Raw genomic sequence first — 19,539 nt, 5'->3', positions numbered from 1 at the left:
TGTCATGAAGTGTTTTTATCATCCTGACCAGGCGCTGCATGCGCCGCCCACTTTCCTGCTGCGTGGCCAGCCGGCGCCTTCCCCGGAAGGGCCGGTGCGGGCCGAGCTGCTCACCCAGGGGTTGGCAAAGGTGGGCCTGGCGCTGGTGGCCCCGGGCGCGTCGGACTCGCCCCAGCTGCGCCAGCGGCTGGCGCAGATTCATACGCCGCGCTATCTGACCTTTCTGGAAACGATCCATGCCCGCTGGCAGGCGTTGCCCAACGCCGCCGCGCTGGTGGCGCCCAACATTCACCCCTGCGGCGGCGGCCACCACTACCCCCGCCACCCCATCGGCCAGGCGGGCTGGCACCTGCACGACATGGCTTGCCCGCTCAGCGCTACCAGTTTCCAAGGCGCATTGGCCTCGGCGGCCACCGCAGAAGCAGCCGCGGAAGCCGTGTTAGCAGGGGAGACGGTGACCTATGCGCTGTGCCGCCCACCCGGCCACCATGCCGGGCCCGAGCGGGCAGGCGGCTTTTGCCTGCTGAACAACTCGGCGCTGGCCGCGACCGTGCTGCGCGAACGCTTTGCCAGAGTGGCGATCATCGATGTGGATTTGCACCACGGCAACGGCACCCAGGACATTTTCTACGCCAGAAACGATGTATGGACCGGTTCGCTGCACGCCGACCCCAGCGACTTCTACCCCTTTTTCTGGGGTGGGGCTGACGAAGAAGGCAGCGATGACGGCGTGGGCGCCAACGTGAACCTCCCCCTGCCGGTGGGCAGCGACGGTGAGGTCTATCTGGACGCGCTGGCAATTTTGATCGATCACTTGCAGCGTTTCGAACCGGAAGCGGTGGTGGTCGCTCTGGGGCTGGATGCCCATAAGGAAGACCCGCTGGCCGGTTTGAACGTGGAAACCGAAGCGTTTATCGAGGTAGGCAAGCGTCTGGCCGCGCTGTCGCTCCCCATGGTGATCGTGCAGGAAGGCGGCTACCCCACCGAACATCTCAGCGCCAACCTGGCGGCCTTCATGGAGGGGTTTAACGCATGAGCGGTACCGGCTTCTACTGGCACGAACGCTGCTTCTGGCACGACCAGGGGGCCATCGGCGTGTTCTCGGCGCCGGGTGAGTTCTTGCAGCCCCAGGCCGCCTCGGAAAGCCCCGAAAGCAAGCGGCGGCTGAAAAACATTCTGGAAGTCAGCGGGCTGATCGACGAGCTTTACGTGGTCAAGCCGCCCGCCGCCACGCTGGAACACCTGCTGCGCTTTCACACGCCGCGCTACCTGGAAGAACTTCAGGCAGGCGATGCGGCAAGGGGCGGTAACGGCGGCGACTGCGCGCCCTACATGCCGGGCAGCTGGGCCGCCGCGACCCACTCGGCGGGCTTGGCCATCGCCGCCGTAGACGCCGTCGCCCGGGGCGAAGTACGCAACGCCTACGCCCTGTGCCGCCCGCCGGGCCACCATGCCGAAGCCGACCAGGGCCGTGGGTTCTGCCTGTTAGGCAATATTCCCGTGTCGGTGATGCGTGCCCAGGCGCTGGGCCAGGCCAGTCGCGTGGCGATTCTCGACTGGGACGTACACCATGGTAACGGCCAGCAGGCTGCGTTCTATCGCGACCCGAACACCTTCACCATCTCAATACATCAGGCAGCCAACTACCCGCTGGAGAGCGGCGCTTTCGAAGAGCAGGGGGAGGGCGCTGGAACCGGGACGAACCTCAACCTGCCGCTGCCCCCCGGATGTGGCCTGGGGGCCTATGCGTATGCCATGGAAAGGCTGGTGCTGCCTGCGCTGGAAGCCTTCCAGCCCGATCTCATCATCGTCGCCTGTGGCTATGACGCCTGTGCCAAGGACCCGCTGGGCAAGATGCTGCTCAACAGTCAGGCCTTCGCCACCATGACGGCGCAAGTAAAGGCCGTGGCGGAGCGCTGCTGCGCTGGCAAGCTGGTGATGGTGCACGAAGGCGGCTACTCCGAAGGCTACGTGCCGCTCTGCGGCCATGCGGTGGTCCAGACGCTGGCGGGCAGCACGACCGCCGTGTTCGACCCGCAAAATGACGAAATCGCCGCCTGGGGTTATCAGGCGCTGCAGCCGCATCAGCAGGCATTGATCGATAACTGGCAACGACAGTGGGAGCAAACCACCCGATGACACCTCTTCATGATCGAGACGGCTGGATCTGGCAGGACGGCCACTGGCTTGCCTGGCGAGATGCCAGGGTTCACGTGTTCACCCATACGCTGCATTACGGGATGGGCTGCTTCGAGGGCGTGCGGGCCTACGCCGGTGCGCAAGGCCCGTGCCTGTTCCGGGTGGAGGAGCACACCCGCAGGCTCGTGGACAGTGCCCACGCGCTGGATATTCCGCTGCCGTTTCGTGAAGCCGAGCTGATCGATGCTCAGTGCAAAAGCATCACCAAAAACGGCTTGCAGGATGCCTACCTGAAGCCCACCGTGTTTCTGGGTTCGGAAGGCCTGGGGCTGCGCGCCCAAGGGCTGACCACCCATGTGATGATCGCCGCCTGGGATTTGGGGCCGTACCTTTCACCGCAGGCCGCGACCCATGGATTGCGTGCCTTGACCTCTTCCTGGGCGCGCCACCATGTCAACATCAGCCTGTGCCGCGCCAAGACCAGCGGCCACTACGTGAATTCGATGCTGGCGCTCAACACGGCGGTCAAGGCCGGGTTCGATGAGACCATCATGCTCGACCCCGAAGGGTACGTGGCCGAGGCCTCGGCGGCGAATGTCTTCCTGCTGCGCAATGGCGTGCTGCACACCCCGGAAGTCACCTCTTGCCTGCAGGGCATCACCCGAGACAGCATCATACAGCTGGCCCGCGACGTGCTGGGCATCGAAGTGAAAGAGCGGCGTATCACCCGCGATGAGCTGTACACCGCCGACGAAGCCTTCCTGACCGGCACTGCTGCCGAAATTCTGCCGCTCAGGGAGCTGGATGGACGACGCATCGGCCATCGTGCCGAAGCACCGCCGCCCAGCGAGCCGATACCTGCCCACAGCGTCACGGCGCAGCTGCAGCAGCTCTATCGCCAGGTGGTACGCGGCGAGCTGGAGGCCTACCAGCACTGGCTGACCCCGGCATGAGAGGGGAATGGCGCCGGGGCCTGCGCGGCTAGCCGTGCTGTCGAAGCGCCTTTTCCAGCGCCGCCAACCTGCCCGGCTGCAGTGCCTCTTCTACCGCCGTGATGCGAATCACGTTGGACAGTTGCGGGTGAGCAAGGCGGGCCACCAGCACGCCATCGTCCAGCAGCTCCTGATGCACGGTGGCGGCCAGCTCGGCGCTGGATAGGCGGATGCCGACGAAGTTGGTGGCGCTGGGCAGCACGTCTGCCCCCAGCGCCGTGAAGTGCAGCGCCAGCTGTTCACGGCGCGCTTTGACATCCGCAATATGCTGCTGCACTTCCTCGGGGTGGTCGAGCACGACCTCGGCGGCGGCCTGGGTGAAGGAAGAGACCGCGTAGTGAATACGCACTTTCATCATCATTGCCAGCACGTCGGGCTCAGCAATTGCGTAGCCAATCCGCATGCCCGCCAGTCCATGAGCCTTGGAGAGCGTGCGCAGGCGAATCACCCCCGGCAGCGCCTGGCCCAGAAACTCACTTCCCGCATCGTCACGAAAATCCCCGTAGGCCTCATCCAGCAGCAGCCAGCAGTCGTTGGGGAGCGCCTGGCGAAACTTGAGAATGGCGCTATCGCTGTGCAGGTGGCCGCTGGGGTTGTCCGGGTTGGCCAGGTACACCAGCCGCGCTTGCTCCTGATGGGCCGCTGCTGCCAGCGCTTCCAGATCGGGGGCGAGCACGCTAGGCGCTTCATGGTAGCTGGGCTCGACCAACCGGCAGCCCTGGCCCTGGGCAAAGTACCCGAAGGTGGGGTAGGTGCCTGCGGTGCTCACCACGGCCTCACCCACGGTGCAGGTGGTGCGCAGCGCCAGGGCGATCAGGCTGTCGGCACCGGCGTCCACCAGCAGGTGGTCGAGGGGAATGTCTTGCTGGGCGCTGATGCGCTGGCGAACGCCCAGCGCTTCGGCATCGCCATAGCAATACACGTGTTGTGTCACGGCATCACCGAAGTGTTCCCGCAGCGCGCGGTGGGGCATGTCCAGCCCCTCGTTGGAGCCCAGGCGGTGAGGGATCTCACGGCCGAGCCGCCGCTCCAGCACCTTGATGCCGGGGAAAGGGTTCACGGGGCCAACGCCCGTCAGGTGGTCGGGGTAGCGGGGCATAATCAGGTCCTGATCAGTTCAATGTTCAACGCAATATTTTGCCACGGTTCAGCAGCTTATGAGGGTCGAGTGCCTGCTTGAGGGTGTGCATCAGCGCAACTTCCTCTGCCGAGCGGCAGGTCTCCAGCCATGGGCGCTTTTCCAGGCCGATCCCATGTTCGGCAGACACCGAGCCGCCCAGCGCCGCCAGGGGTTGATATACCAGGGTCTCGACTTCCCGGCGTACCGCTAATTCATGACTGCCCACGCACACCGAAATATGCAGGTTGCCATCGCCCAGGTGGCCAAAGACCACGAGCCGGGCATCGGGCCAGCGCTGGGTCAACTGGTGCTCCAGGGCATCGGTGTAGCGCTGCATATCGGCAATCGGCAGGCTGACATCGAACGTCAATACCGGGGTCATGGCCTTGACCAGGCCTTCGATGTCTTCACGAATGGCCCACAGGCCGTCTCGCTGCGCCGCTGATTGAGTCAGCACCGCATCGACGATCAGCTCGTTCTCCAGCGCGCTCTCCAGGGCCTCACGGAACTGGGTCGTATTGCGCTCGGCATCGCTGCCCAGGGATTCGATGATGACATAAAACGGATGGCTGGTGGCAATGGGGGGCGTGTGGCGTCCCGAGGTTTCCGTCAGCAGGCGGTAATGGTTCTGCCACATGACCTCGAAAGCCCCCAGGCTACCGCCCAGCGCCTTGCCCATGTGGCGGAGCAGGGCCGTCAAGGCCTCGAACGAGGGGCAGGCCACCAGCGCGGTTTGTTCACTGGGCGTGGGCGGCTGCAAGCGCAGCACCGCGCGGGTCACGATACCCAGCGTGCCTTCACTGCCAATGAAAAGCTGCTTGAGATCGAACCCGGCATTGTTTTTCAGCATGCGGTTCATGGAGCTCACGATACGGCCATCGGCCATCACAGCTTCCAGCCCCAGCACCTGCTGGCGCATCATGCCATAGCGGATCACCCGCACGCCCCCAGCGTTGGTGGCGATATTACCGCCAATCGTGCAACTTCCCCGGGCGCCCAAATCCAGCGGGAACTGCAAGCCCGCGTCGCTGGCGGCTTCCTGTACCCGCTGCAAAGGGGCACCGGCCTGAACGGTCAGCGTACCGCCAACGTGGTCGATCTCTTCGATGGCGGTCATGCGCTCCAGTGAAATCACCAGCTCCTCTTCGCTGGCGTCGGCGCCGTGCACCAGCCCGGTCAGCCCGCCGTGGGTCACCACCGGCTGCCGGACCTCGTGGCAAGCGCGCATCACCTCGGCCAACGCTTGGGTGCTGGCCGGGCGCACGATGGCACCGGCAAGGCAGGGAGCGCCGGTCATCCAGTCGACGCGACGGCTTCGCACATCGTCTCCGGTGAGTACGTGCGCGGGGCCGACGATGGCGCGAAGCGCCTCTAGGGTAATCTGCATGCCTGTTTCCTTACGTGACGTTCCATTGTTGTGTGAAGACAGTTGTGTGAAGACAGTTGTTTGAAGACAGTGGTGTGAATAAAGACGTATAAATCAACGCTGATGAACCAGTGTGTGATGCCTAAAAGGCTGTTCAAGCAGACGCGGCGGCAGGCGCTTCGCGCCCCGGAATCGCATCGAGCAGCGAGCGGGTATAGGCCGCCTGGGGGGCCAGGAATATCTGCTCGGCGCTGCCTTGCTCGACAATGCGCCCATGCTGCATGACGACGATACGATCACAAATCTGGGCGGCCACCCGCAAGTCGTGGGTGATGAACAGCAGTGACAGCGACAGCCGCTGTTTCAGAGATTCCAGCAGCTCCAGCACCTGCGCCTGAATGGAAACGTCCAGCGCAGAGACCGCCTCATCGGCCACGATCAGCTCAGGGTTGAGGGCTAGCGCTCTGGCAATGCCGATGCGCTGGCGTTGGCCGCCTGAAAACTCATGGGGGAAACGCGTCACGGCACTGGCACCCAGCCCCACCAGTTCCAACAGCTCACCGGCTTGGCGGAGCGCGTCGGCCTTCGGCGTGCCGTTGGCCATGGGGCCTTGGGCGATGGCCATGCCGACCCGGGTGCGCGGGTTCAAGGACGCATAAGGGTCCTGAAAAATCATCTGCACCCGGTGGCGTTCGCGGCGCAGCGCGCTGCCGCTCAACTGCGAAAAATTGACCCCATCCAGCAGCAGCTCGCCATTATCCGGGTGCTCCAGGCGCACCACGCAGCGGCCAAGGGTCGATTTGCCCGAGCCGGACTCGCCCACGATACCCACCGTCTCGCCTTTGGCCAGCGTCAGCGATACGTCATCCAGCGCGCGCACTTCCCGAGTGGCCTTGAACCAGCCCCCGCGTGAACGAAACACCTTGTTGAGCCCCTTGATCTCCAGCAGGGGCGCCGAGGTGGCAGGTTCCCGGTGAGGGGGAAGGGCGTTACTGGGAATGGCGGCGATCAAGGCCTGGGTATACGCATCCTGGGGGTTCTCCAGCACATCACGGGCGTTGCCGATTTCGACGATGCGGCCATGGCGCATGACGCAGACACGGTTGGCGATTTCCGCCACCACGCCAAAATCGTGGGTGATGAACATGACGGCCATGCCACGCCGCTGTTGCAGATCACGAATCAGCGCCAGAATCTGCGCCTGGGTGGTCACATCCAGCGCTGTGGTGGGCTCATCGGCAATCAACAGCACCGGTTCGAGCGCCAGCGCCATGGCAATCATCACCCGCTGCCGCTGCCCGCCGGAAAGCTCGAAGGGGTAGGCGCTGATGGCCTTCTCTGGCTGCGGGATACCCACTTCCACCAGCAGTTCCAGCGCCCGCGCCTGGCGCTGCCGGGGGCTGAGCTGGCCATGGGCCTCGAACACTTCGGCAATCTGTGCGCCCACGCGCATCAAGGGGTTCAGCGCCGTCATTGGCTCCTGAAAGATCATGCCGATCTTCAGGCCGCGCAGCGTTCGGTGCTGTTTTTCGCTCAGGGCCAGCAGGTTCTGGCCTTCGAACGTGACGCTGCCCTGCACGGGGCGAACGCCCTTGGGCAGCAGGCCCATGACCGTGTTGGCGGCCATGGACTTGCCCGACCCGGACTCCCCGACCACGCACATGATCTCGCCACGGTTGACGCTATAGCTGACATTCTCCACCGCCAGCGGCCGGTCTGCGCCTTTGGGCAACGCCACGCTCAAGCCTTCGATCTGTAGTACGGCGGGCGCATCGTCCTGGCCAGCGGGTTGCACGACATCGTTCATGGCAGGCTCCTAACGCTCACGGGAAAGTTTGGGGTTCAGCGCATCGTCCAGCCCTTCACCGACCAGGTTGAGTGCCAGGACGGTCAGCAGAATGGCCACGCCAGGGAAGAAGCTCAGCCACCATGCCTGGCGAATCACGGTTCGCGCGGCACCGATCATGTAGCCCCAGGACATGACGTTCGGGTCGCCCAGCCCCAGAAACGAGAGCGACGACTCCAGCAGAATCGCCGTGGCCACCATGAGCGAGGCCAGCACGATGATGGGCGAGAGGGTATTGGGCAGGATCTGGCGCAGGATGATGGTGGTATTGGACTGGCCGACCAGCCGAGCGGCCTCGACGTACTCCCGGTGGCGCAGCGACATGAACTCCGCCCGCACCAGGCGGGCCACGGGCGGCCAGCTCACCAGGGCAATGGCCAGCACGATGGAGGTCACGCTGGGCTGCATGATGGCCACCAGCACGATGGCCAGGGCAAAGTTGGGAATGGTCTGGAAAAACTCGGTGATGCGCATCAGCACGTCATCGATCCAGCCACCGTAATACCCGGCAATGGCCCCCAGCGGCACGCCAATCAGCAGGGCCACGCTGGTGGACACTAGGCCAATCAGCAGCGATACCCAGGCGCCATGCATCAGGCCCGCCGCCACATTGCGGCCCATGGTGTCGGTGCCCAGGGGAAACCCCTCCTGCGAGAACGGCGGCAGAAAGGGGCGCTGCACCATGCGCCAGGGCGATTCGGGAAACAGCAGCGGGGCAAGAAGGGCCATGGCGATGATCACCAGCAGGATAACCAGCCCCACCAGCGCCCCGCGGTTCTGGGCGAAACGTGCAAAAAAGCTCATGAGGCCCCCTTGATGCGTGGGTCTGCCAGGCGATACACCAGATCGGTGAGAATGTTGAACACGATCACCAGCGCCGCAGAGAAGAAGAAAATACCCAGCAAGAGGTTGTAGTCACGCTGTTGCAGCGCTTCGAACATCAGCCTGCCGATGCCGGGCCAAGCGAACACGGTTTCGGTGAGGATCGCGCCGCCCACCATTTGCCCGGCCTGCAGGCCCGCCAGCGTGATGATGGGAAGCAGAGCGTTGCGCAGCACATGGCGGCGCTGGATGACGCCCGGCTTGAGCCCCTTGGCCCGGGCCGTTTTGACATAATCCTGCTGAGCGGCATCCAGCATGGAGGTGCGCGTCATGCGGGTGTAAATCGCCATGAAAAAGAGCGCCAGGGTCGTGGCAGGCAGCACCAGGTGTTTCGCCACGTCCAGCGCCAGGGCCAGCCCGGTATGGCCAGCGCCCACGGTGTACAGCCCATAGGCAGGCAGCCAGCCCAGGTACACCGAGAACACCACCACGGACATCAGCGCCACCCAGAACAGCGGCGTCGCGTAGAACACCAGCGCCAGCGCCATGATCAGCGAGCCCGATGGTTTCTTGGCTCTGGCCGCCGCCATGGAACCGGCAATGATGCCCAGCACCAGCGAGAGCACAAAGGCGGTGCCGGTGAGCAGCAGCGTGGCGGGCAAGCGTGCCATGATCAGGTCGAAGACGGGCGTGCCCAGCCGGTAGGAGTAGCCAAAATCCAGCATGGCAATGCCGGAGGCGTAGCGCCATAGCTGCACGTAGATAGGCTGGTCGAGGCCGAAGCGCACGCGCAGCTGGTCGAGAAATTCCTGGTCGGCGGCACCGGCTTCCCCGGCCAGAATGGCCGCCGGGTCGCCGGGGGCCATCTGAATCAGGAAGAAGTTGAAGATCACGATCAAAAACAGGACGATCACGGCTTTGAACAGCCGCATGACGATCAAGCGGGCATATAACATGAGCATATTCCTGACATAGCTGAAACACCCGGGTCGCCATGGCGGCCCGGGTGGCACCTACCTAGCGGTCCAGCCAGGCATCCTTGAAGCCATCGTTCACGCCGACCCCGGAGGTCACCAGGTCCTGAACATCACAGCGGTAAAGGGTGGGGAAGCCAAGCTCCATCAGCCAGCCAACCGGAACATCCTCATGCAGAATTTCCTGCACTTCACGGTAGAGGGCTTCGCGCTCCTCATCAGGAAACGCCGTGGCGGCGGCATTGAACAGCTCATCTACCCGCTCGTTCTCATACCCCTGAACGTTATTCCAGGGGGAGCCCTTGGCGATGTTGTCAGATAGATAGGTACGTGAAATGCCCAGCGCAGGGTCGCCGTACTGGAAAAGATAGGTAAAGGCCAGGTCGTAATCCCAGTCACCCAGGCGCTGGTTCCAGCCGCCCACGTCGGTGGCCTGGGTGCGGACGTTGATGCCTACTTCACGCAGGTTCTGCTGCACGGCTTCTGCCCAGCGGGTCCAGGTCTCGCCGTAAGGCAGCGGCAGAATGGTGATCTCTTCGCCGTCGTACTCCATCTCTGCCAGCAGCTCCCGAGCGCGCTCGGGGTTGTGGTCGTAGGGCTCCAGGCCGTCATACTGGAAGCTGGCATTCGAACCAAATGCCGACAGCGGTACATTGCCCAGCCCATTCCAGAGCACGTCGCGGGCAAATTCGCGGTCCATGGCGTACATCACGGCCTGGCGGAAGCGCTTGTCGGCGGTGGGGCCTTCCCGGTTGTTCATCCACAGCATGGCAAAGGGGCTGAAATACTCATGGCCCTGCTCGGTCATGCAGACGTTATCCATGGCCGAAAGGCGCGGAATATCGAAGTTTTCCACGGTGCCGCTGGGCAGGACATCGATGGTGCCATTCTCGAAGGCCACAGCCCGGGAGCCGCCATCGGGAATCACGTGCCAGTTGACCCCATCCAGGTAAGGCAGGCCCTCTTCGTAGTAGTCGTCGTTTCTGACCAGCTCGATGACCGTGCCACGCTCCCAGTTGGCGAACTTGAACGGCCCCGTGCCAATCGGGTGGTCATTGTGCTCGTTATTGCGGAAGTCGGTGCCTTCGTACAAGTGCCTGGGTACCATGGTGAAGGTGCCTGCCTCGAACGAGATCAGGAAGGGGCCGAAGGGCTCGGTCAGGGTAAATACCACCGTGTGGTCGTCGCTGGCCTCGATGCTTTCCACATGCTGTAACACGGCCCGTGCGCTGGGGTTCAACTCACGGTGGAAAACATCGGCAGAAAACACCACGTCGTCGGCGGTGAAGGGCTCTCCATCGTGCCAGCTGACGTTATCGCGCAAATGGAAGGTATAGACCCGGCCATCGTCGCTGACCTCCCAGGACTCGGCCAACTGGGGCATGGGCTCCAAGTCGGTGGTGTAGCGCAGCAGGCCTTCATAGATATTGCCCGCCACGGTGCGCGTGGGGGCGTTCTGAATCATGCCCAGTACCAGCCCCGGCGGCTCGGGTTGAATGATGGTGTTGACCGTTCCACCGGATTGCGGGTCTGCGGCCAGCACGGATGTGGAACCCAGCGCAAGCGTGACGGCAGAGAGTGCCAAAGCCAAAGGTGTTTTCATGTTTCCTGCTCCTCGGTTTATTGGTACGTAAAAGCTTTACGTCGTCGTTAGTCGAGCGAGGCGTGACGTGTTCAGGCCAGGTTGTGGTGTTTGTTGGCGGCCCTTTTTGACCATAGCAGCGGCTGGTAAAACTGTCGACAGTCGTCAATCGTCCGTCGACAAGTGTGGTTTTTTTGTCATACTCAAGGCATGTCATGGCGACCACGAGTAGACTTTATGGCCCCTTTGCCAACGGCGCCGCAGGCGGTTATCCAGCAGCACAACCTGGTCGAGCAGGTGGCGGATTACCTGACCCAAGCAATTATTCAGCAACACTTTTTACCCGGCGAACGGCTTTCTGAAGTGCAGCTTTCCCGCGCGCTGGGGGTGAGCCGTGCGCCGGTCCGTGAAGCGGCGCGCTTGCTGGAAAGCCGCGGTTTGCTGATTTCGAAGCCGCGGAAGGGCTTCTTCGTACGTGCGTTGAATACCGTTGAACTGGAGGATGTCTTCGACCTGCGGCTGTGCATGGAGCGGCACGCCATTCAGCGCCTGTGCCAGCGTTACACGCCCGAGGCCGAGCAGGCCTTGCAGCAGCAAGTAGCCGTGCTGTGCGAGGCCGCCGCTGGAAACGACGGCACGCGCCGCATCGAAGAAGACCTGACGTTCCACCGCCTGATGCTGCACTACGCAGGCAACGAGCGTCTGCTGCGGGCCTTCGATGACCTGGCCCATGAATTACGCCTCTGTATTGCGCTGATCACTAAAACCCATGAAGCCCCCGAGACCATCGCCACCAGCCATTTCAAGTTGCTCGACGCCCTGGCCACGGGCCGCCCGGAAGCCTGCCGCGAGGCCATCGATTTTCATATCGGGGTGGCCAGAAACTTCGTGGTGAAGGGGGTGGGCGAGAGTGAGAGCGAAAGCGAGAATGGAGCCCCGGCCAATGAAGACCTTCTTTCACGCTGAACAGCGCCTGCACCATCCGCGCACCTACTTCTCGCGGGGCAAGATGCGCGCCCCGCAGGAAGTACCCGAACGCGCCACGGCGCTGCTGTCGGCCGTGCACCGGCTGGGGTTTGATGTGCAGGCTCCCATCGACCACGGCGTCGCGCCGTTACGGGCCGTGCACTCGCTGGCCTATTTGCGTTTTCTGGAAAGTGCTTATCGGCGCTGGCATGCGCTGGACGAAGACTGGGGGGACGAAGTGATCTCCAATATCTTCGTGCGATCGCCCAACGCCCTGCGCGGTATCCTGGCCGAAGCGGCACGTTACCTGGCCGATGGTAGCGCGCCCGTGGGCCAGCACACCTGGCACTCGGCGTACTGGTCGGCGCAAAGTGCCGTGTCCGGGGCGGAGGCGTTATTGGCTGGGGAGCGCTTCGCGTATGCGCTGTCACGCCCGCCGGGCCACCATGCGGGTATCGACTCCGCCGGTGGTTTCTGCTTTCTCAACAATGCCGCCATTGCTGCCCAGCACCTCACCGCGCGGTTTCCGCGCATCGTCGTGCTCGACCCGGATATGCACCACGGTCAGGGCATACAGGAGATCTTCTACCAGCGCGACGATGTGCTCTATATCTCCATCCATGGCGATACCACCAACTTCTACCCGGCGGTTTCCGGCTTCGAAGAGGAGCGCGGGGAAGGGGCCGGGCTGGGCTACAACCTCAACCTGCCCATGCCCCACGGCTCGGCAGAAGCGGTGTTTTTCGACCGCCTGGCCCAAGCCTGCCAGGCCATTCGCCTGTTCGAGCCCGATGCGCTGGTGCTGGCGCTGGGGTTCGATATTCATGAGCGCGACCCTCAGGCCAAAGTAGCGGTATCGACACCAGGTTTTGGCGAGTTGGGACGCACCATCGCGAGCCTTGACGTGCCCACCCTGGTGGTACAGGAAGGCGGCTACTACCTGGAAGGGCTGGAAGCCAACGCGGTGAGCTTTTTTGAAGGATTGATGATGCGCCGCTGATCGTACTGCCACATTCCACCCGCTTCACCGAGAAGAGTAAGACAAGCGCTGGAGGTGTCTGGCAAGATAGCGTTTTCGGACGTTAAACGATCAAGGACACGGCATGGCGCATCTGCTACGCATCGTGATGATTCACGGCCACCTGAACGGCGTGGTCGAGCTCAGTGTGGACGGCCACACCAATATTTGCGGCACCAACGCGTCGGGTAAAACCACGCTCCAGCGGCTGGTGCCGGTGTTTTACGGCGAGCTGCCCAACAAGGTGGTGCCGAAAACCCGCATGAAATTCGATGCGTTCTATTTGCCCCATCGCAACAGCTACCTGGTATACGAATACCGCCGCGAAGCGGGCAACGTGTGCCAAGCGGTGCTGACCCGTAAGCAGGAAGGCGGCGTGGAGTATCGCTTCGTCGGTGCGCCTTACCGCCCGGAAGACTACCTGGTCGAGACCGAGCAGGGCCCGCTGGCGCTGGACTACACCCAGTGGGCCAGCGGGCTGCGCCGCAGCGGCACGCCGGTGTCGCCCAAGCTGGGGGCCACCTCCGAGTTCCGCTCGGTGATCCAGAACGACTTTACCCAGCTCCACGGCAACAGCCGCGATGGCCTGAAGCTGCGCCAGATCGCCGCCCAGTTCAGCCTGGTCAACCCCGAGCGGCGCATTCGCCATATCGAAAAGCTGGTCTCGGCGGTGCACGCCAAAGAGGGCAAGATGGACACCCTCAAGACCATGCTGGCGGCGATTTTCGAAGAGGACGGCGTCGAGCTACCGGTTACTCGTATTCGCAGTGCCAAGGCCCGTGAGTGGATTCACCAGATGCGCCAATCCATGCGCCTGGAGCCACTGCAGGCCGCGTTGGCCAAACTCTCCGGCATCGACCGGGAACTGGCCGAGCTCGACACTACTCTGTGGCAACTCAAACCCCATTTGGCCGCCGACCGCGAACAGGCCCAGCGGCAGGTCGCCGACCTGGAAGGCGAACTCAACCGCCACCAGCGGGAGTTTCAGGCCGAAGAGCAGGCCTACGGCGAACGGCGGGATGCGCTCAACGACCAGCACAGCGAAGTGGCAAGCCAGCTGCAGCACGCCCAGCACCGCCTCAACGACCTGCAAACCCGCTTCGAGCAGTACGCCGATGCCGACATGCCCGGCCTGGAGCGGGACATCAACGCGCTGCCCCAGTGGCGCGAACAGCGCGACCAGCTGCAGCAACACCTGCAAGTGATGCAGGACGCAGTAAAGGAAAGCCAGGCACGCCTGGATGGGCGACTGCGCGAACTCTCCGAAAACCTCGCCCGCCAGACTCAAGAGCACCAGGAACTGATCGACGCGCTGGTGGAGGAGAAAGCCGAGCGTCGCGAGCAGCAGTGGCAAACCGAACAGCAGCATAACGAGCGCTACCAGCAGGCCCGCCAGCGGCTGGAGAGCGAGTATCAGGCCCAGCTGGAGCTAGGCGTCGAGCAGCTGGCCGAGCTGAAGGCCCAGCTGGCCATGCCCAGCCAAACCCGCGAAGAGGCCCAGGAGGCCGAGCTGGCCCAGGCGCGGCTGGACGATGCCCAGCAGGCCCGCAGCGCGGCCGGGGCCACCCTGGAAGCGCTGCGCCGCGAGCTGGAAGCCCACAAGCGCGAGCGCGACACCGCCGAACAGCATCTCGTGCAGTGCCGTCAGCAGCGGGAGCGTGCCGAGCAGCACTGCTACACGCTTTATCAGCAGCAGACCCCCGAGCAGGGCAGCCTGCGCCACTTCCTGCGCTACCACCGCCCCGGCTGGGAACAGCAGCTCGGCAAGGTGATCGCCCCGGAACTGCTGGAGCGCCGCGACCTCGCCCCCCAACTGGCCGACCACGCCAGCGACGACCTGTTCGGCCTGGCGTTGGACCTTTCCGCCATCGCGCTGCCCGACTACGCTCAGGACGAAGCCAGCCTGCTGGCCGCCATCGAGGGAGCCGAGAGCGCCAAGGCCCGAGCCCACACCGCCTGCACCGCCGCTGAAAAGGCCCTCAAGCAGCACAACGAGCGGGTACAGCAGGCCGATGACGCCCAGGACACCGCCCGCCTGGCCCACCAGCGCGCCGAGCAGGAGGTGGAGTACGCCCTGGAAGCGCGCCGCCAACAGCAGGCCCGCCACGCGGAAAGCCAGAAAGCCCGCCGTGCCCACATCGAAGCCGCCCTGGCCCGCCAGGAGCAGGCCCAAACCGAGCTGCGCGACGAGAAGCGCGACGCCCTGGCCGAGCTGGCCGAAACCCATCAAGGCCAACTGCTGGAGCTCAAGGCCGACGCCCAGAGCCAGCTCGATAGCCTCGATGCCCAGCTACGCACCTACAAACAGCAGCTCAGCGATGCCAACGCCGAACACCAGCGCCAGCGCGCCGAGCTGGAAGAGGCCTTCAGCCAGGAGCTGGCCGAACAGGGCGTCGACCCCGCCCAGCTCAAGGCCACCCGAGCCCGCCTGGAAGCCCAGAACGAGCGCATTCGCAAAACCGCTGCCCGCCAGGAGGAGCTGGCCGAGTACCAGCGCTTCATGCGCATCGAGTGGGGCCAGCACAAACCCCAACTGGTGGCGGAAGAGGCCGAGCTGACCCAGCGCGACCAACAGCTCAAGCGCGACAAAGCGCATCTGAAAAACGCCTTCCACGCCGCCAGAGAGGCCCATCAGCAGGCAGTGAACGGCCTGAAGGCCCAGCGCGACAGCGCCCGTGGCACCCTGGAAGCCCTGACGCCGCTGCTCAACCAGCTGGAAAGCCTGGAGCTGGTGGCCGAAGGCGCGCCGCTGGAAGCCAGCCTGGGCGATGTGGACGAACGCATCGAACGCACCCGCCAGGCCCTGGCCAGCCGCCACCAGCAGCTGGAGCAACTGCGCCGAGGCTGCCTGGACGTCGAGAGCCAACTGATCAAGGACGCCAGCAGCGGCTTTGCCGATGCCCTGCAAAGCGAGCGCGACAAGCTGCCCAGCGACAGCCCCCGGCTACTGCTGCCGCTGCTGCGCGGCATGCTCAAACTGCTGGAAGACCAACAGCAGCAGCTGATTCAGGAAGGCCGCAACCTCAGCGACGACCTGGACAAGTTCTTCATCGTCTTTCGCGACCTGAACCGGCGCATCAGCGCCCAGAGCCGTCGGCTTTCGGAAGAGGTCGCCGACGACCTGCGCCTGGAAGGCATCACCAAGGCGGAAGTGCGCATTCAATCCACCATCGACGAGCTGGGCTTCTGGGAGCCGCTCAAACTGTTCGCCCAGCGCTACAAGGCGTGGCGGGAGTCCGGCCAGACGCTGCCCAGCGACGACTACCTCAACGCCCTGGCCGACGTGGTCGATTTGCTGCGCAGCGACCAGCAGTACAGCTTCGAAAGCCTGCTGCGCCTGGAGCTGCACCTGAACGAAGGCGGCACGGACCTGGTGATCAAGAACGACCGTCAGCTGCTGGAGTCCTCCAGCCACGGCATGGCGTATCTGATTCTGTGCAAGTTCCTGCTGGCGTTTACCCGCCTGCTGCGGGGCGATGCGCACATCGCCATCCACTGGCCCATCGATGAGATCGGCACCCTGGCCTACCACAACGTCGAAAAACTGTTCGATGCCTGCGACAGCAACCGCATCCATATCGTCGGGGCCTTCCCTAACCCGGAATCCGACGTGCTGCTGCTGTTCGCCAACCGCTACCTCATCGAACGGGACGCCCAGCAACAGCGCCAGCTCAAGCGTATCGAGCCGCGTCTCAGCGCGCTGGCGCAGAAAATCAAGCAGCGCCAACAGGAGGTGAGCGCATGATCGAACACGGCCCCCTGCTCGAACGCCTGCTGGCAGGCGACTTCATCTGCGCCGTCAGCGACGACAACGCCTACCGCCACCTGGCCAACGAAGAGACCCGCGAGGCCATCGACGCCTACCTGCGCCCGCTCAATCGGCGGCTGGCCAGCAACGAGGATGCCAGCGTCTACTTCCTGGCCTGGCGGCAGCTCAACGACACCGCACGGGAGCAGCTCTCCCGCCAGCTCGCCGACACCCTCAACAGCCTGCTGCCCATGCTGGAGTGGCTGCAACTGGTGCAGGAAGCGCTGGGCCGCGACGCCCTGGCCGCCCCTGGCGATGTGCTCAAACCCGCCGAGTTCAGCGCCAAGTGCGAAGACAACCAGAGCCTGCGCGAGCGCCTGGAGCGGCTGGCCACAGACAGCTTCTTTGGCTCCCAGAGCGACCAGCTGGATGCCCAGGTGAAGCAGATCTTCAAACGGCTGAAAGAGCACGGCTACCTGATGCAGCCCCACAGTGAACGCCAGGTGTTCGTGGTGACCGGCAAGATGGACTACCTGGTGGACGTGGTGCGCTTCATCCGCGACGAAGAGAACCTGCCCATCGATGCCGACGAGGAGACGGGCACGCAGGAGGCCCTGCTGTGAGTCGGCGTGAGGGCAGCGTTGCGGGCAGTGGCTTGAGCGAGCTGGAGAGCCGCCTGCTCAAGACCGGCGCGGAACGCCTGGCACTGCTGGGCAAGCACGCCGAACGGCTGATGCAGGCCTACACCCGCGACGACGTACCGCTGGAAGGCCTGAGTGACGGCGCGCTGCGCAAGCTGCTGGCCGCCCGGGTGCTGTGGCGGCCCGACGAGCAGAGCGGCGTCAAACTCTCGCCCAAAGTGCGCGACCTGATTGCCGAAATGCTCGCCGACGAAACCCGCCGCCACGTCAATGCCGATGTGGCCGAAACCCTGGAGCTGATTCGTACCCAGGTAGATAGCTACCGGGAAGCCCGCAGCAAGGGCGAACACTGGCGCCAGGAGCAGCAGCTACTGCGCCTGCGCCAGGAGGTAGACGACCTCAACGGCCGCTTTGCCGACGCCATCGACAGCCTGTGGCAGCGGCTCAACAGCGATTTCGGCTTCGTCAGCCAGCTCAACGACAAAATCCGCGAGAACGACCGCGCCCAGAAGCAGATCGTGCGCCTGCTTGACGGCCTCGCGCTGATCGACTTCGACGAGCTGATCGCCCTGGTGGGCAGCGACGGCAGCCTGCGCAAGCTGCTCATCAGCCAGCTCCAGAACCGCTTGAGTCACCACTACACCAGCCTGCGGGAAGTGCAGCGGCGGCTGATCGAACTCATGGCCCGCTTCCGCAAGCAGCAGGCCCGCAGCCGCCTGATGACCGGCATGGCCGCCTTCATGCGCGAACACCCTGGCTTCGTGCCCGGCAACTACGCCCAGCGCAGCGAGGTGCCCGCGCTGTTCAACCGCGCCGCACCGCTCAACCCCGCCGCTGCCCCAGCGCTGGACCGCCCCCTGGACACTCGGGTACTGGCCGAGCTGCTGCATGACTTGCCCGCCCCGCGCCACGCCGCACAAAACGTGGCCGTGGCCAACCCCGTGCAGCTCGCCGAAGAGAGCCTGGCCGCCGCCCGCCAGCAGGCCCTCAAGCTGGACGTCGAGCGCTTCTACCTCGCGGTGCTCGACCAGCCGCCTGCTGAATCCGTCAGCGCCCTGGCCTACCTGCAACAGAGCGGCCTGGAGTGGGCAGATGAAATCTGGCTGTTTCAGGTGATCGCCGAATACCAGGGCCTGCCGCGCCGCGAGCAGCAGGCCTTTCGCCTTCATCAGGAAGAGAGCAAGGCCAGCGCCTATAACGACCTGCGGCTGATTCACGATGTGGCCTTGGCGGTGGCGGTATGAACCTGCCCAGCCGCGCACGGGCAGGGCTCAACGGCGTGGCCCGGGAACTCAACCGCCAGCCCACGGTGGAGAAGCCCCGCCGCCAGTGGGTGGAAGACGTGGTGGCCTGGTGCCGCCAGCAGGATATCGACCTCGGCATGCGGCTTTCCAGCCAGGCCCTGCGCTTCGATACCGAGCTGCTGGCGCAGATCGATAGCGTTCTGGCCAGCGCCCACCTCGCCCCGCTGGGCCGCTCGCTCAGCGGCCTGAGCAGCGCCGCCCAGGCCAAAGAGGGCGTGGAAGAGGACAAAGCCACCCGCGAAGGCCCCCGCGCCTGGCGCGTACTGCTCAACCTGCCGCCCCAGCCCACTCCGGGGCTTTCCCACGAGCCGCGTTGCAGTCGCGACGTGGACGTTCGCCACCTCACGTTGGGGGCTTTCGGCGCGCTGGTGCAAGTGGAAAACCTCGACAGCTTCTACGCTTTCAACCCGAACATCAGCGCCCTCAGCGGCTACGCCCAGCCGCTCATCGCCTACCGAGGCGACAGCCACTACGGCGGCGGCTTCGCCCACCTGGCCGAGGTATGGCGCAAAACCCGCAGGCCGCACCTCTACGCAGGCGACTTCGACGCCAAGGGCGTGACCCTCGCGCTGGACAGCGGCGCCACGCACCTGCTGCTCCCCGACATCGCGTGGCTCAGCCAACACGCCACCCCCCTGCACCAGCCCGCCGGGCAGCTCCCCTACCAACGGCGCCTGCGCCAACTCCACGTCAGCCTACCGCCCCAACACCCGCTAAGGCCCTACCTCACACTGCTGGAAAAACAGCGCGGCCTCAAACAGCAGTGGTTTGAGGGGGAATTGGTGGCGGTGGGGGTTGGTTAGCGGATTGGTTTCTGCCTCTTGGCTGGGAGAATCAGCCGTGCAGTGCTTTGCTTGCGGTTTGGTGAGGCAGAGCAGAACGTGCCAGCGTGCAACTTTGGGCTGTTCCGGCTACTTTTTCTTTGCTTTCAGGCGAATCGGTGGGGTAGAGTCGATTGAGGTGGCTACATAACACTCAATGAATGAGCGGTCAGGTTTATTAAAATTATGTAGCCTTCCAG

Annotated in this window: 15 protein-coding genes; 9 read left to right on the top strand and 6 right to left on the bottom strand. The window is 64.2% G+C overall.

Features of this window, described 5'->3' with window-relative positions; all coding sequences use genetic code 11:
• The first annotated feature begins 4 nt into the window (after positions 1–4).
• From HSS18214_RS0108670 to HSS18214_RS0108660, 3 genes are read left to right on the top strand one after another with little or no spacing between them, the layout of a single operon-like run.
• Positions 5–1,036, top strand: a complete 1,032-nt coding sequence (locus HSS18214_RS0108670) for a histone deacetylase family protein (protein ID WP_016914900.1) — start codon at positions 5–7, stop codon at positions 1,034–1,036.
• On the top strand, positions 1,033–2,139 hold the full coding sequence (locus HSS18214_RS0108665) for a histone deacetylase-like amidohydrolase (RefSeq protein WP_016914899.1): 1,107 nt from the start codon (positions 1,033–1,035) through the stop codon (positions 2,137–2,139). The genes HSS18214_RS0108670 and HSS18214_RS0108665 overlap by 4 nt, the downstream gene beginning before the upstream one ends.
• A complete protein-coding gene (locus HSS18214_RS0108660; protein WP_016914898.1) occupies positions 2,136–3,092 on the top strand; it encodes a branched-chain amino acid transaminase in 957 nt (318 codons plus the stop codon). Before HSS18214_RS0108665 ends, HSS18214_RS0108660 begins: the two co-directional genes overlap by 4 nt.
• 28 nt (positions 3,093–3,120) lie before the next feature.
• On the opposite strand, the gene HSS18214_RS0108655 is transcribed toward HSS18214_RS0108660, so the two are convergent.
• The 6 genes from HSS18214_RS0108655 to HSS18214_RS0108630 form a co-directional block, all read right to left on the bottom strand.
• Positions 3,121–4,230, bottom strand: coding sequence for a pyridoxal phosphate-dependent aminotransferase (locus HSS18214_RS0108655; protein WP_016914897.1), 1,110 nt, complete (start codon positions 4,228–4,230; stop codon positions 3,121–3,123).
• Positions 4,231–4,255: 25 nt separating this feature from the next.
• Positions 4,256–5,638 (bottom strand): FAD-binding oxidoreductase, encoded by a 1,383-nt coding sequence (locus HSS18214_RS0108650; protein WP_016914896.1) that lies wholly within the window; start codon positions 5,636–5,638, stop codon positions 4,256–4,258.
• Positions 5,639–5,771: 133 nt separating this feature from the next.
• Positions 5,772–7,424: an ABC transporter ATP-binding protein gene (locus tag HSS18214_RS0108645; RefSeq protein ID WP_016914895.1), complete on the bottom strand. Its 1,653-nt coding sequence runs from the start codon at positions 7,422–7,424 to the stop codon at positions 5,772–5,774.
• Between the two features lie 9 nt (positions 7,425–7,433).
• The gene (locus tag HSS18214_RS0108640; RefSeq protein ID WP_016914894.1) at positions 7,434–8,267 is read right to left on the bottom strand and encodes an ABC transporter permease; all 834 of its coding nucleotides are present in this window, start codon (positions 8,265–8,267) and stop codon (positions 7,434–7,436) included.
• The gene (locus HSS18214_RS0108635) at positions 8,264–9,241 is read right to left on the bottom strand and encodes an ABC transporter permease (protein ID WP_016914893.1); all 978 of its coding nucleotides are present in this window, start codon (positions 9,239–9,241) and stop codon (positions 8,264–8,266) included. The genes HSS18214_RS0108640 and HSS18214_RS0108635 overlap by 4 nt, the downstream gene beginning before the upstream one ends.
• A 61-nt stretch (positions 9,242–9,302) precedes the next feature.
• On the bottom strand, positions 9,303–10,862 hold the full coding sequence (locus HSS18214_RS0108630; protein ID WP_016914892.1) for an ABC transporter substrate-binding protein: 1,560 nt from the start codon (positions 10,860–10,862) through the stop codon (positions 9,303–9,305).
• A 216-nt stretch (positions 10,863–11,078) separates the two neighbouring features.
• On the opposite strand from HSS18214_RS0108630, the gene HSS18214_RS0108625 reads away from it, so the two are divergent.
• The 6 genes from HSS18214_RS0108625 (at position 11,079) to HSS18214_RS0108600 (ending at position 19,321) form a co-directional block, all read left to right on the top strand.
• The gene (locus tag HSS18214_RS0108625) at positions 11,079–11,807 is read left to right on the top strand and encodes a GntR family transcriptional regulator (RefSeq protein WP_016914891.1); all 729 of its coding nucleotides are present in this window, start codon (positions 11,079–11,081) and stop codon (positions 11,805–11,807) included.
• Positions 11,785–12,807: a histone deacetylase family protein gene (locus tag HSS18214_RS0108620; RefSeq protein WP_016914890.1), complete on the top strand. Its 1,023-nt coding sequence runs from the start codon at positions 11,785–11,787 to the stop codon at positions 12,805–12,807. The genes HSS18214_RS0108625 and HSS18214_RS0108620 overlap by 23 nt, the downstream gene beginning before the upstream one ends.
• Before the next feature lie 103 nt (positions 12,808–12,910).
• Entirely contained in the window at positions 12,911–16,570 is a 3,660-nt protein-coding gene (locus tag HSS18214_RS0108615; RefSeq protein ID WP_016914889.1) for an ATP-binding protein, read from the top strand.
• Entirely contained in the window at positions 16,567–17,196 is a 630-nt protein-coding gene (locus HSS18214_RS0108610; protein ID WP_016914888.1) for a condensin complex protein MksE, read from the top strand. Before HSS18214_RS0108615 ends, HSS18214_RS0108610 begins: the two co-directional genes overlap by 4 nt.
• Positions 17,193–18,458, top strand: a complete 1,266-nt coding sequence (locus HSS18214_RS0108605) for a hypothetical protein (protein ID WP_016914887.1) — start codon at positions 17,193–17,195, stop codon at positions 18,456–18,458. The genes HSS18214_RS0108610 and HSS18214_RS0108605 overlap by 4 nt, the downstream gene beginning before the upstream one ends.
• The gene (locus HSS18214_RS0108600; protein ID WP_016914886.1) at positions 18,455–19,321 is read left to right on the top strand and encodes a DUF7281 domain-containing protein; all 867 of its coding nucleotides are present in this window, start codon (positions 18,455–18,457) and stop codon (positions 19,319–19,321) included. Before HSS18214_RS0108605 ends, HSS18214_RS0108600 begins: the two co-directional genes overlap by 4 nt.
• Positions 19,322–19,539 lie beyond the last annotated feature (218 nt).

The organism is Vreelandella stevensii S18214, assembly GCF_000275725.1.
Lineage (GTDB): Bacteria > Pseudomonadota > Gammaproteobacteria > Pseudomonadales > Halomonadaceae > Vreelandella > Vreelandella stevensii.
Note: the sequence above shows the minus strand (reverse complement) of the source record. Positions and strands in the feature narration are given on the sequence as shown.